Annotated in this window: 13 protein-coding genes; 12 read left to right on the top strand and 1 reads right to left on the bottom strand. The window is 43.4% G+C overall.

Annotated features, from left to right (window positions below; genetic code table 11):
* The first annotated feature begins 620 nt into the window (after positions 1-620).
* The 4 genes from glmM to AXF12_RS06700 all read left to right on the top strand — a co-directional run bounded on the left by glmM (position 621) and on the right by AXF12_RS06700 (position 3,301).
* Positions 621-2,012, top strand: a complete 1,392-nt coding sequence (glmM, locus tag AXF12_RS06715) for a phosphoglucosamine mutase (RefSeq protein WP_066429426.1) — start codon at positions 621-623, stop codon at positions 2,010-2,012.
* A gap of 46 nt (positions 2,013-2,058) precedes the next feature.
* Positions 2,059-2,307 (top strand): hypothetical protein, encoded by a 249-nt coding sequence (locus AXF12_RS06710; protein ID WP_066429425.1) that lies wholly within the window; start codon positions 2,059-2,061, stop codon positions 2,305-2,307.
* Complete coding sequence (locus AXF12_RS06705) at positions 2,297-2,602, top strand: Txe/YoeB family addiction module toxin (RefSeq protein ID WP_066429424.1); 306 nt, start codon at positions 2,297-2,299, stop codon at positions 2,600-2,602. Before AXF12_RS06710 ends, AXF12_RS06705 begins: the two co-directional genes overlap by 11 nt.
* Positions 2,603-2,677: 75 nt before the next feature.
* Positions 2,678-3,301: a rhodanese-like domain-containing protein gene (locus AXF12_RS06700; protein ID WP_066429422.1), complete on the top strand. Its 624-nt coding sequence runs from the start codon at positions 2,678-2,680 to the stop codon at positions 3,299-3,301.
* A gap of 65 nt (positions 3,302-3,366) precedes the next feature.
* Here AXF12_RS06700 and panC read toward each other — a convergent pair whose 3' ends face one another.
* Positions 3,367-4,212 (bottom strand): pantoate--beta-alanine ligase, encoded by an 846-nt coding sequence (gene panC, locus AXF12_RS06695; protein WP_082752979.1) that lies wholly within the window; start codon positions 4,210-4,212, stop codon positions 3,367-3,369.
* A gap of 106 nt (positions 4,213-4,318) precedes the next feature.
* Between panC and AXF12_RS06690 the strand changes: the two genes are divergently transcribed.
* The 8 genes from AXF12_RS06690 to AXF12_RS06655 all read left to right on the top strand — a co-directional run bounded on the left by AXF12_RS06690 (position 4,319) and on the right by AXF12_RS06655 (position 12,743).
* A complete protein-coding gene (locus AXF12_RS06690) occupies positions 4,319-5,128 on the top strand; it encodes a glycogen/starch synthase (RefSeq protein WP_066431839.1) in 810 nt (269 codons plus the stop codon).
* A gap of 2 nt (positions 5,129-5,130) precedes the next feature.
* Positions 5,131-6,654, top strand: coding sequence for a DUF4270 domain-containing protein (locus AXF12_RS06685; protein WP_095114435.1), 1,524 nt, complete (start codon positions 5,131-5,133; stop codon positions 6,652-6,654).
* Positions 6,655-6,664: 10 nt separating this feature from the next.
* Complete coding sequence (locus tag AXF12_RS06680; protein WP_066429419.1) at positions 6,665-6,985, top strand: translation initiation factor; 321 nt, start codon at positions 6,665-6,667, stop codon at positions 6,983-6,985.
* 43 nt (positions 6,986-7,028) lie between these two features.
* A complete protein-coding gene (gene fabG, locus AXF12_RS06675) occupies positions 7,029-7,775 on the top strand; it encodes a 3-oxoacyl-[acyl-carrier-protein] reductase (protein WP_066429417.1) in 747 nt (248 codons plus the stop codon).
* A 321-nt stretch (positions 7,776-8,096) separates the two neighbouring features.
* Positions 8,097-8,894: an outer membrane protein assembly factor BamD gene (locus AXF12_RS06670; RefSeq protein ID WP_066429416.1), complete on the top strand. Its 798-nt coding sequence runs from the start codon at positions 8,097-8,099 to the stop codon at positions 8,892-8,894.
* A gap of 12 nt (positions 8,895-8,906) precedes the next feature.
* Complete coding sequence (locus tag AXF12_RS06665) at positions 8,907-9,221, top strand: DNA-directed RNA polymerase subunit omega (RefSeq protein ID WP_066429414.1); 315 nt, start codon at positions 8,907-8,909, stop codon at positions 9,219-9,221.
* A gap of 89 nt (positions 9,222-9,310) precedes the next feature.
* Positions 9,311-10,498, top strand: a complete 1,188-nt coding sequence (gene coaBC, locus AXF12_RS06660; protein ID WP_066429412.1) for a bifunctional phosphopantothenoylcysteine decarboxylase/phosphopantothenate--cysteine ligase CoaBC — start codon at positions 9,311-9,313, stop codon at positions 10,496-10,498.
* A 7-nt stretch (positions 10,499-10,505) separates the two neighbouring features.
* Positions 10,506-12,743 (top strand): GH92 family glycosyl hydrolase, encoded by a 2,238-nt coding sequence (locus AXF12_RS06655; RefSeq protein ID WP_066429411.1) that lies wholly within the window; start codon positions 10,506-10,508, stop codon positions 12,741-12,743.
* Positions 12,744-12,898 lie beyond the last annotated feature (155 nt).

Below are 12,898 nucleotides of genomic sequence, written 5' to 3'. Positions count from 1 at the left end.
ATAGAATTTTAAGTAAATGTTTTATGACACTGATTTTAAATTTGTTAAATAAAATAGGCAAAGTTGTCGTATTCATTATCAACAACGCCCCCCACATACTGTCGTACTGCAAAAGGATCTCAGCAGTGAGGTAGCTTTAACATATTCTCATCGAAATTTAACTATTATTAAATAATATGCAATCGCTAATAGTACGGAAATAGGGGCTTTTTAGGTACGGAGAAAGTCCGTAGTGCATCCGTATTGGTACCGTATTGCAACCGTAGTTGCTCTTACCTTCCTCTTACCTTCCTCTTACCTTGCTCTTAGGTAGGTCTTACGACAGGGGTCAGAGATCAGGAGGGCAGAGGTCAGAAAATTGGACTGTGGTGTTGTGTTGTAGTATTGTTAAAAAGATGGCGCAAAGGTAAGAAATAATTTATAATGTACAATGGATAATGAATAATTCTTTTAAGGGTATAGATCGGGGTTGTTGTATACTGTTGATTATCAGTAATGTAATTTGATGTATAGCTACTGTATTGAATGCGTTTGGCGTAAAAATTCTCTTTTTGTATTTGTGTTTTTCCAAAAAAGTAGTACCTTTGTCGCTCAAAATAACTTAACAATTACATTAGATTATGGCACTTATAAAGTCTATTTCGGGCATTCGCGGCACTATTGGCGGCACCCCTGACGAGAACCTAACCCCTATTGACGCGGTGAAGTTTGCTGCGGCATACGCTACTTGGCTCAAACAGCACTGTGGCAAAGAGCGACCTGTGGTGGTGGTGGGGCGTGATGCGCGCATCTCGGGTGAGATGGTGCAAAACTTAGTAGCCTACACCTTAGTGGGTATGGGCGTTGATGTGGTGGACACTGACCTCTCAACGACCCCAACGGTGGAGGTAACGGTAACGGCCCAGCACGCCGATGGGGGCATTATCATCACGGCAAGCCACAACCCTAAGCAGTGGAATGCGCTGAAACTCCTCAATGAGCGAGGTGAGTTCTTGAATGCTGAGGAAGGGGCTGCCATACTCAAAATAGCGGAGAAGAACGACTTTCATTTTGCTGAGGTAGATGCTTTGGGGGCATTGACCCTCTATACGGCTTCGATTGACGACCATATCGATAAAGTGTTGGCACTGAAAGCCGTTGATGTAGAAGCGATTAAGAGGCGTAAATTCAAGGTAGTGGTAGATGCAGTGAACTCCACAGGGGGGATTGCGATCCCTAAGCTACTGAAAAAATTAGGCGTGGAAGTGGTAGAGCTCTACTGCGAGCCTAACGGGCACTTCCCTCATAATCCTGAGCCACTGAAAGAACACCTTACTGACATCTCGGCTTTGGTGCCCAAGGTAGGTGCTGACCTCGGCATTGTAGTAGACCCCGATGTAGACCGTTTGGCACTCATACAAGAGGATGGGGTGATGTTTGGCGAGGAGTACACCTTGGTGGCTTGTGCGGATTACGTGCTCAGTTTGACGCCAGGCGATACGGTCTCCAACCTATCCTCTTCAAGAGCTCTTAGGGATATTACTGAGGCGCACGGGGGTACTTATACGGCTGCGGCAGTGGGTGAGGTGAACGTAGTAACGCAGATGAAGGCGACTGGGGCTGTGATCGGTGGTGAAGGCAATGGTGGGGTGATCTATCCCGAACTGCACTACGGACGCGATGCGCTGGTAGGCGTGGCGTTGTTCCTCTCGCTCTTGGCTAAAAAGGGTGTGAAGGCGAGTGAGCTACGTGGGGAGTATCCTGCGTATTTTATGAGTAAGAATAAGATTGCGCTAACTCCTACCACCGATGTCGATGGCTTGTTGGAGGCAATGGCAAAGAAATACGCCAGCGAGCAGGTAAACCGTATTGATGGGGTGAAGATCGACTTTGCCGATAGTTGGGTGCACCTGCGTAAGTCGAACACAGAGCCTATCATCCGTATTTATACTGAGGCGAAGATGCAGGCAGAGGCTGATGCGCTGGCAGTGCGCTTTGTTGATGAAGTATCGGGATTAGCGAGCAAGGCTTAGCAAGTAGAAGTTTTTACGCAATGAATTTTTATAAAAAAGAAATACAATGAGTACAATTACAATGACAGGTAATTTAAGGGATAATTCAGATATATTCCTTATAGAGGGTATAATGAAAAAGTTTTTATCTAACTTTTCATTTACATTAAAAGAAGCAAAGGAAGATGATTCTCTTATGACAAAAGAAGAGTTTTTTTCTAAAATAGATAAGGCAAGAGCAGAAAAGGATGTCGCTATGAGTCTTGATGATATGAAAGAGTATTTAAGAAATAAGACAAATAGTGATGGAAAATAAAGATATATCTTCCACAGAGTACGTAATTGAATATAAAGATGAGTATTTTGAAGATATTGAAAAACACTCAAAATCAGGACAAAAGAAGTTAATCGAAAAAATAATCACTTTATTAGACGAAATAAAATATGCCCCAAAAGTTGGAATAGGTCATCCAGAAGCTTTAAAAAGTTACGGAGATATGAATGTATGGTCACGAAGAATAGATGGAAAACATCGATTGACTTATGAAATTTTTGAAGATGAAAAGAAAGTGAAAATACTTACAGCTTATGGACATTACGGAGATAAATAAATTGCATTGCTAACCTTAACCTACTATACACTCAATAATAAGGATAACAAATTTCTAATTAAATAATCGTTTTTTATGAAGCATTTATTTTTGATTGGGGCATTTTTAGTGAGTGCCGTAGCCGTTAAAGCGCAGACTTTGGCGGAGGTAATTAACGCTGATGGAACGCTATTGGTGGATGTTCGCTCAGCAGATGAATTTGCAAAGGGCTCCGTTGATGGGGCTATCAACATACCTTTGGAACAAGTAGAGAAGCAGATAGCGAAGTTTAAAGACGCGAAGGCTGTGGTGCTTTTCTGTCGTACGGGCAATCGCTCGGGGAAAGCAGAGGCACTCTTGAAGAAGAAAGGTATCAAGGCTGTCAATGGCAAGACGGTAGAGATGGTAAAACACCTTCAAAAGGTGAACATCCTCAGCAAGGTGCAGTACCATACCGATAAGCGCAGTACTTGGTTTGTAAAGGATGGAAAGAATATTCGTCAAGTAGCTGTTGCCTTGGGCGAAGGTGCAATGCTCACTAAGCACAACACTAAGATACCCGCTACGCTCATTATGCTCAAAGGTTCAGTGCGCTTTGTTATCGAAGGGGAAGAAGTAATCCTAAATGAGTTTGACACCTATCAAATCCCAGCGAACATTGACCACGAGGTGATAGGGCTTACAAAGGAAAACCTCTTTATAGTAACCAAAGGAGAGTAGTATTACCCTATAAAAAGAGCGCCAACTTAGTAATGAACAAGTTGGTGCTCTTTGATTTAGCTTCCTCAAAGTGCTATATTATCTATGAGCCTTACGCCCTCTGCATAAACTACTATAAAGGCGCGATAGTGTTTTGCTTTTTTCTTTTCAGTGATAGGCTGCAAGGTATCTGCATCGTTGATAGTAAAATATTCAAGTGTGAAGTCGGGGTGAGCGTCGAATTGCCCTTCTACCCAAGCTATTACCTCAGTAGCAGTTTGGCTTTGAAAGCGCTTTTTAGCACTTGTCAAGGTTTTGTATATGAAGGTAGCTTTGTGCTTCATATCTTCACTTAGCAATTGATTGCGTGAGCTCAGCGCCAAACCTTCTTCATTGCGAACGATCGAACAGCCAATAACTTCGACAGGAAGCCGTTTTTGTGTTACCATCATTTTAATAATGAGTAACTGTTGGTAGTCCTTTTCGCCAAAATAGGCTTTATTAGGCGTCACGATCTCAAAGAGTTTTTTTACTACAGTACCAACCCCTTCAAAGTGACCAGGGCGTGAGGGTCCTTCCATCACTTTATCAAGTGTTCCGAAATCGAAGTGTTCGGCTAATACATTTTCACCATAAATATCCTCGACTGTTGGAGCATAAATGAGAATATTTTTGCTAAGAGTTGCAATTTTTTTTGCATCAGCCTCTAAGGTACGTGGATACTTCTCCAAGTCAGCTGGGTTATTAAACTGTGTAGGATTGACAAATATACTTACTACGGCTATATCATTTTCCTGTAAAGCTCTGTTAATGAGTGATAAATGTCCCTCGTGAAGTGCTCCCATTGTGGGTACAAAGCCAATAGTTTTTCCTTGTTTTTTGTAGTCAGAAATAAGCGATTTTAGTTCCTTTTGTTGGGTATAAATTTTCATTATAAAATCTTTTTTGGGTGCAAAATTAGATATTTTTGTTGAGTTATGAATATTTTTTTGTACTTTTGTGCCTTCAAAAACTAACGAAAAAAACAATTTACTTTTTATGAAAGATAAAAAAGTACTCTATGTGTCGTCGGAGGTTTTGCCTTATTCACCTGATAGTGAGATTGCAAGAATGTCATTTGAAGCACCTCGTATGGTAAATAATAAAGGCGGGCAGCTGCGTGTCTTTATGCCTCGTTTTGGGAATATCAACGAGAGGAGGCATCAGCTACACGAAGTGATCCGTCTTTCAGGGATGAATATTATCATAAATGATATCGATGTACCTTTGATTATAAAAGTAGCCTCTATACCCAAAGAGCGCATACAGGTCTACTTTATAGATAATGATGAATATTTTAAGCGAAGTGGCACGCTTTTTGATGAGAATGGCACGTTTTATGCTGATAATGATGAAAGGTGTATCTTTTTTGCAAAAGGGATTGTAGAGACGATCAAGAAGCTGAATTGGAGGCCAGATATTATCCATATTCACGGATGGCTTCCTGCTTTGCTGCCTCTGTATCTGAGGACTTTTTATAAAGACGAACCACTCTTTTCTGAAAGTAAAATTATCACATCAGTTTTTGACAAAGGGTTCGATGGTCAGCTAAACACTACCTTGATTAATAAGGTAGCCTTTGATGGTATTAGCAAGAAAGTAGCTGAGCCCCTCAAGGAGCCTCACTATTACAACCTGATGAAGATGGCTATCAAGAATTCCGATGGGGTAATTGTGGTAAGTGAAGATATGCCCGAGGACTTTCAAACCTACCTGAGAGGACTGAGAAAGCCTGTTCTTTTCAACAGTGATAAAGAGACTTTCCAAGACTCATATCACAATTTTTATTTACAAATATTAAAACGATAAATATGATAAAGAAATTAAAGTTTGTTACACTCTTTGTAGGAGGAATTGCCTTTTTAAGTGCTTGCTCTGACGATGCATTCAATGAGATAGAAAGTAGCTTACCCAAAGATCCTAATTACAATACCGATGTATATACAGCTACGGTGTCCGTTAGTAATATAAAGGAAAAGGCTATCCAAACTAATGGACTGAGTGGTTACTTATTAGGAAAATACACCCAAGCTCCTTTTGGTACTAAAAATGCTACCATTGCCTCGCAAGTGATATTACCCTCAGCAAACCCTCGCTTTGGTGCTCTTACACAAGCAGATGAAACAGCAAAGAACACCCCTGAAAACGAAAAAGTAACTGAGGCGTATTTGTATATCCCGTTCTTTAATATCAATAGCTCTAACAGTAGAGCTACTTATAATAAAGACACTGAGTACCAGTTGGATTCTATCTACGGAAACAAGGATGCTTCCTTTGCAATCAATGTGAGCGAACTTAATTACTACCTGAGTAATATTGGTACTGACTACCAACCAAAGACCTATTACTCAAATGATACGGATATACCTACCCACATAGGAACTTCGGTAGCATCAGTAACTTCTTATACTATTAGTAACAAATCCATTACACGCTATCAGTTTGACGACCCTAAAACGCAGGACGATGAAAGCAAAAAAGAAGCAGATGTATTGGCACCAGGTATCCGCATACCACTGAGCACTAGCTTCTTCCAAACAAAGATCATTGATAAAGAAGGAAGTGATGAGCTATCAAACGCTGAAAAGTTTAGTAAGTACTTTAAAGGGCTAGTGATAAGCACCTCTAACTTCTCAAAGGATTTAATGATGCTACTCAATATGGCTGGTGCCAAGATAGAAATCGTTTATAGCTACGACACGACTAATAATGGGACTAAAAGCACGCTTAAAAGTCGTTATGAGCTCAACTTAGGGGGAGGCATCACCGTAAATTTGCTGAGCAACTCAGATGAAAACTTATCGGACAGCACCAAAACATACCTCAGTGGGGCTTTGGGGCAAACTGCTTCTATCACCATTGCCGATACAGATATTACCAAATTCAAAGAAGGTAACTGGCTGATTACGGATGCAAGTCTGTATCTATATGTGGATAATTCGGTGACTTACGCTAAGGAACCCGATAGATTATTTGTGTACAACGCCGAGACAGGCAACGTACTAGTCGACTATCAATACGACCCTACCTCAGCAGCTAAAACTGCTGCCAGCTCTTACCTGATACACCTCGGTAAGCTGCAAAAGCAAAACGGTAAAGGAGCTTATTACCAGTTGCGTATTACAAACCATTTAGTAGACCTAATCAAGAATAGCACCAACAAAAATATCCCATTGGGCATTGCAGTAGCTTCAAGTGTAAAAGTAACTACCTCAGGCGTTTACTTGGATACATCAGGTGCAAACCATAAAATAGCATTGACTACCTTGGCTACACCATTGAGCACTGTAATCAAAGATGTGCAGCTGATCATTCACTATACTAAGGCAAAATAACCATTGGCTAATGCTTAAAGAACAACTACAAGCCCTCTTCCCCGACCATATAATGGAAGAAGAGCCCCAAGAGGAAGCTGCACCTTATTGGATGCAGGACGACCCACTGCTCTGTAAGTACGAAAAGCGCAAAGGAAAGCCCGTTACCATCATTGAAGGGTATAACGGAGCCGATGCGGACTTCAAAGCTCTGGCTAAGGACTTGAAAACCTACTTGGGCGTTGGCGGTTCGGTGAAGGAAGAGACTATCCTCATACAAGGCGACTATCGTGATAAGATTATGACCTTCCTTAAAGAGAAGGGCTTTAAAGTAAAGCGCGTAGGAGGGTAAAGACGTATTACAACAAGATTTAACTATTTATTCACATACGAGTATGAAATTATTAGAAGGAAAAACAGCTATTATCACGGGGGCAAGCCGTGGCATTGGGCGAGGGATTGCACTGCTTTTTGCACAACACGGGGCAAATGTAGCCTTTACATACAGTGCCTCTGTTGAGAAAGCACAAGCATTGGAGAACGAGTTAAAGGCTTTTGGCATCAAGGCTAAGGGATACCAAAGTGATGCTGCCGACTTCGGTGAGGCTCAGAAGCTGGGCGAGGAGATAGCTACTGAGTTTGGCAGTATTGATATCTTGGTGAACAACGCGGGTATCACTAAGGACAACCTGCTGATGCGCATCTCTGAGGAGGACTTTGACAAAGTGATAGAAGTAAACCTCAAATCAGTGTTTAATATGACCAAAGCCGTGCAACGCACTATGCTCAAGCAGCGCAGCGGCTCTATCATCAATATGAGCAGCGTGGTAGGTGTGAAGGGCAACGCGGGGCAGAGCAACTATGCAGCTTCAAAAGCGGGGATTATAGGCTTTACCAAATCCATAGCACTGGAGTTAGGCTCGCGCAACATTCGCTGTAACGCCATAGCCCCAGGCTTCATAGAAACAGAGATGACTGCCGTACTCGATGAGAAGGTAGTGCAAGGCTGGCGCGATGCTATCCCACTGAAACGCGGTGGCAAGGTTGAAGATGTAGCAAATGCTTGTGTGTTCTTGGCTTCGGATATGGCCGCCTATATCACTGGGCAGGTGCTGAATGTCGATGGGGGAATGCTGACTTAATGCAGCCATAGCCGCCGAAAATTCGCAGTGGAGGAGAATGCTTTTTACAGTGAAAATGTAAAAAGAAAAATTTTCTGAGAAAGCGAAGGGAAAACACAGGGAAAACAAAGGGAAAACAAAGGGAAAACACAAGTAGGCAAAATTCCAATTTGTGCGTTTTTATAAAATAAAGAAATTTTAGTTTATTTTTATAAAAACATAAAGAATAACAGAAATTATTCATTATTCAATTCTATCTGTTTTAACCTCTTGGGAAGGGGTTTTCCACCATTGGGAGAAGATAAATTTTGTCAGTTAAATAAAATGTTGTACTTTTGCCGAATGCAAATGAAAAAATACATCCTATTAGGGCTTATAAGTGTGTTGCTCAGCAGTTGCAGTGAGTACCAGAAGGCACTCAAATCGCAGGATGCCGCAGTGAAGTACACAATGGCTGAAAAGCAATACCAAGCTAAGAAATACAAGAAAGCTAATCGCCTGTTTGAGGTGATTGCCAGTGAATATTCTGGGAAACCGCAAGGGGAGCGGGTTTATTATATGTACGGTAAATCGCTTTATGAATTGGGGCAATACCAACTGGCTGCCTACCAGTTTGAGCGTTTGCAAAAGCTCTATCCGCGCAGTGAAAAGGCTGCTGAGGCGGGCTTTTTGGAGGCTAAGTCGCTGTATAATGAGTCACCTAAGTATAGTGTGGATCAGACTTATACGTACGATGCCTTGGAGAAGTTGCAGAGTTTCTTAGACCGCTACGGTTCTTCGGAATTCGCTGAGGAAGCGAATAAGATGACGCTCGACTTGGTAACGCGTCTGCAGAAAAAGGATTTTGAGATTGCTAAGCAGTACGACCAAATCCGTGACTACCAAGCAGCTATGAAGTCGCTGGACAATTTCTTGGCAAACAATCCTGGCTCGGTGTTCAAGGAAGATGCGCTGTATGTGAGGTTGCACTCGGCTTATGAATGGGCGATTAACAGTGTGGAACACAAGAAGAAAGAGCGCCTTGAGACTGCTAAGGAGGCTTATGAGACCTTGCTGAGGACTTTCCCTGAAACGAAGTACAAAAAGGAAGCTGAGAAGATGCTCGAAAAGATTAATACATCACTAAAAAGTTTAACATAACAAACACATATTATGGATTTTAAGAGAATTGATGCGCCAACCACCACCGTTACTTATAGCCGAACTGCCATTGAGGCTCCTACAGGTAACATCTACGAGGCAATATCGATTATTGCCAAGCGAGCGACTCAAATCAACACTGAGATTAAGAAGGAGCTCAGTGAGAAGCTCGAGGAGTTTGCTACTGCTAACGACAGCTTGGAAGAAATTTTTGAAAATAAGGAACAAATAGAGGTATCGCGCTTTTACGAACGCCTGCCTAAACCTCAAGCTATTGCAGTAAAGGAATGGTTAGAAGGAAAAATATATTACAGAGAGGCGAATTAAGCATTTTATAGTACCATAAAAGAGGCTTTAAGCAATAGGGAACCCTTATTGTTTTAGAGTCTCTTTTTTATTCAAAAGAACCCTGAACTATGAATATTCTATTAGGCATCACCGCTGGTATTGCGGCTTATAAAACCCCTCAACTGGTGCGTCTGCTCACTAAAAAAGGGCATACGGTGCGCGTGATAATGACGGAGCGTGCGCAGGATTTTGTGACCCCACTGACGCTTTCTACCTTATCGAAACAGCCTGTGCTGACTGACTTTCAGAGTGCTGATCATCAGTGGAATAGCCACGTGGAAGCCGCTCTTTGGGCTGAGGCATTGCTCATTGCCCCTGCTACGGCTAATACGATGGCAAAGATGGCAAATGGCATCTGCGACAATCTCCTTTTAGCTACTTATTTTTCGGCCAAGGCACCTGTGTTTATAGCCCCTGCAATGGATCTGGATATGTACGCTCACCCTACGGTACAGCAGAATATAAAGCGGTTGGAGAGCTTTGGGAACTATATCATCCCTGCGGCTTATGGTGAGCTTGCCAGCGGACTGATAGGGCAAGGGCGTATGGAGGAGCCTGAAAATATCGTCGCTTTCCTTGAGAACCACCTGAGTGGCAGCCAGCCTCTAAGTGGTAAAAAGGTGCTTATCACCGCAGGACCTACGTATGAAGCCATTGACCCTGTGCGCTTTATAGGGAATTTTTCGACTGGCAAAATGGGAATTGCCCTTGCCAACGAAGCTGCACGGCAGGGGGCTGAAGTACACCTCGTGCTGGGTCCGTCAGCGGAAAACAACATAGCGCCGAGCGTTCGGGTGCACCGTGTGGTAAGTGCTCAGGAGATGCTGCAAGCCACCTTAAGCGAGTACGACAACAGCGACCTTGCAATCCTCTCGGCTGCGGTGGCTGACTATCGCCCTAAGGAAAAAGCTCTTGAAAAAATCAAAAAGCAAGGTGGCAGCTTGCATTTGGAACTGACGGAGAACCCCGACATACTGACAACTTTGGGCAAAGGCAAAACGCATCAAACCCTCATTGGTTTTGCCTTAGAGACGGAAAATGAACTCACTAATGCACAAGCGAAGCTCGCAAAGAAAAACTTAGATGCCATTGTGCTTAACTCGCTTAAGGACAAAGGGGCGGGCTTTGGCACAGATACCAATAAAGTGAGCTTTATCACTGCTGAAGAGGTTGTTTCTTTCCCTCTGAAAAGCAAATCGGAAGTAGCTAAAGACCTCTTAGGAGAGGCTCTTACCCTTATGAACCGTAAAAAATAAGCTGATAATGAAACGCATATTAACAACCTTTACCGTACTGACACTTGCGGCGTGTTCGCACCAAGAACCTTCGGCAACAGAAGCGCAACCTACTGACTATGTGGCTTATGTAAACCCACTGATGGGTACCGACTCAACCTTTGAGCTCTCTAATGGCAACACCTACCCTGCCATTGCGGTGCCTTGGGGAATGAACTTCTTTACCCCACAGACAGGCAAGATGGGCGATGGATGGGCTTATCAGTATCACGCCAATAAGATCAGGGGCTTCAAGCTGACTCACCAGCCCAGTCCGTGGATAAACGACTATGGGGCTTTTGCCCTAATGCCTACGACAGGAGCTTTGAAAATAGCCGAAGAGGATCGCGCTTCGTGGTTTTCACACAAGGCAGAAACGGCACAGCCGCACTATTATAAGGTATATTTGGCAGACTATGATACTTCTGTGGAGATCACCCCCACCTCGCGCGCCGCTCAGTTGCGCTTTACTTATCCCGCGACAGAGGAGGCGCACCTACTTATTGATGCTTACTTCAAAGGCTCGATGGTGAAAATACTCCCTGAGGAGCGCAAGATTATAGGTTATGCGCGCAATAACAGTGGAGGGGTGCCTGAGAATTTCCATCACTACTTCGTGATGCAGTTCGACAAAGACTTCACTGCCTACAACACTTGGGGCGATGGCTACAAGCTCAGCAATAAGCCCGAAGCCGAAGGTGAGCACACGGGGGCAGTACTGCACTTTAAGACCCAAAGAGGTGAGCAAATTACGGCAAAAGTAGCCACTTCGTTCATCAGTATTGAGCAAGCAGCATTGAACTTACAGCGCGAAGTAGGGAGTGATACTTTTGAGCAAACCCGCACAAAAGCCCACCGATTATGGCAAGATGAGCTTTCTAAAATAGCTGTTGAAGATACGAATACCGATGCGCTGCGCACTTTCTACTCTTGCCTGTACCGCGTATTGCTCTTTCCACGTACTTTTTACGAATACGACAAAGACAACAAAATAGTGCATTACAGCCCTTACAGCGGCAAAGTAGAGGCAGGCTATCTCTTTACCGACAATGGTTTTTGGGATACTTTTAGAGCTGTATTTCCGCTGTTTAACCTCGTATATCCTGAGCAGAACAAACTCTTTATGAAGGGGTTAGTCAGTACCTATCGCGAGAGTGGCTGGCTGCCTGAGTGGGCGAGCCCTGGACATCGCAACTGTATGATAGGCTCGAACTCAGCTTCCATCATCGCCGATGCTTATCTGAAGGGCAATATCAACAAGGCGGATGCTAAAATACTGCTGGAGGCAATGCTGAAAAACGCTACGGTAAGCGAGGGACGCCCTGTGAAATCCGTAGGACGCGAAGGCGTAGACTATTACAATCGATTGGGCTACGTGCCTTATAACGTGGGTATTAACGAGAATGTAGCCCGCACCTTAGAGTACGCTTATGCCGACTACTGCATTGCACAAATGGCTGAAAAGATGGGTGAGAAAGCTATCGCAGCTCAGTACAGGAAACAATCGTATCGCTATAAAAACGTATTTGACAAGGAAACAGGCTGGATGCGAGGGCGCAATGAAGACGGTAGTTTCCAGCGTCCTTTTAATCCTTTGAAGTGGGGCGATGCTTTCACCGAAGGGAACAGCCTGCATTATAGCTGGAGTGTATTCCAAGACATTGAGGGGCTTATGGCGTTGATGGGTGGTAAGGAGGCTTTCGGCAAGAAGCTCGATGAGGTATTTTCGATGCCGCCGCTCTTCGATGACTCTTACTACGGCTTTACCATTCACGAAATCCGAGAAATGCAGATAATGGATATGGGCAACTACGCACACGGCAACCAGCCTATACAACACCTTATCTACCTCTATCCATACGCTGGCGAGCCCCGCAAAGCACAGCAGCATATCCGTGAGGTGATGACCAAGCTCTACACCCCTACCCCCGATGGCTACTGCGGTGATGAGGACAACGGGCAGACCTCAGCGTGGTACGTGTGGAGTGCATTGGGCTTCTACCCCGTAACCCCTGCTTCTGACAATTATATCATAGGTAACCCTATCTTTGCAAAGGCAATCCTCCACTTGCCTAATAACAAGAATTTTATCATAGAAAATAGGGAGAAGACCCAAGGAAATATCTACATCAAGAGCGTAGAACTCAACGGAAAGCCCTTTACTGACTTCCGTTTGCCTTTTAAAACCGTTAGGGAAGGTGGCAAGCTCGTATTTAATAGGGATTAACCTGAATTGTAGAAAAGAGTGCAAAAGGGTATAGTGCACGCTATACCCTTTATTTCTCACCTGTATAGAATAATAAAGTAATAGCACACTTAACTTCAAGCAAAAAGTGATTTTTTAACTTATTAGTTTACAAAGAAATAAAGTAACATCCCCAT

The sequence above is a fragment of the Capnocytophaga haemolytica genome, assembly GCF_001553545.1.
Classification (GTDB): domain Bacteria; phylum Bacteroidota; class Bacteroidia; order Flavobacteriales; family Flavobacteriaceae; genus Capnocytophaga; species Capnocytophaga haemolytica.
Note: the sequence above shows the minus strand (reverse complement) of the source record. Positions and strands in the feature narration are given on the sequence as shown.

Coding starts and splice junctions, on each gene's coding strand:
- glmM (WP_066429426.1), top strand. CDS start 621: ATGGCACTTATAAAGTCTATTTCGGGCATTCGCGGCACTATTGGCGGC.
- AXF12_RS06710 (WP_066429425.1), top strand. CDS start 2,059: ATGAGTACAATTACAATGACAGGTAATTTAAGGGATAATTCAGATATA.
- AXF12_RS06705 (WP_066429424.1), top strand. CDS start 2,297: ATGGAAAATAAAGATATATCTTCCACAGAGTACGTAATTGAATATAAA.
- AXF12_RS06700 (WP_066429422.1), top strand. CDS start 2,678: ATGAAGCATTTATTTTTGATTGGGGCATTTTTAGTGAGTGCCGTAGCC.
- panC (WP_082752979.1), bottom strand. CDS start 4,212: ATGAAAATTTATACCCAACAAAAGGAACTAAAATCGCTTATTTCTGAC.
- AXF12_RS06690 (WP_066431839.1), top strand. CDS start 4,319: ATGAAAGATAAAAAAGTACTCTATGTGTCGTCGGAGGTTTTGCCTTAT.
- AXF12_RS06685 (WP_095114435.1), top strand. CDS start 5,131: ATGATAAAGAAATTAAAGTTTGTTACACTCTTTGTAGGAGGAATTGCC.
- AXF12_RS06680 (WP_066429419.1), top strand. CDS start 6,665: ATGCTTAAAGAACAACTACAAGCCCTCTTCCCCGACCATATAATGGAA.
- fabG (WP_066429417.1), top strand. CDS start 7,029: ATGAAATTATTAGAAGGAAAAACAGCTATTATCACGGGGGCAAGCCGT.
- AXF12_RS06670 (WP_066429416.1), top strand. CDS start 8,097: ATGCAAATGAAAAAATACATCCTATTAGGGCTTATAAGTGTGTTGCTC.
- AXF12_RS06665 (WP_066429414.1), top strand. CDS start 8,907: ATGGATTTTAAGAGAATTGATGCGCCAACCACCACCGTTACTTATAGC.
- coaBC (WP_066429412.1), top strand. CDS start 9,311: ATGAATATTCTATTAGGCATCACCGCTGGTATTGCGGCTTATAAAACC.
- AXF12_RS06655 (WP_066429411.1), top strand. CDS start 10,506: ATGAAACGCATATTAACAACCTTTACCGTACTGACACTTGCGGCGTGT.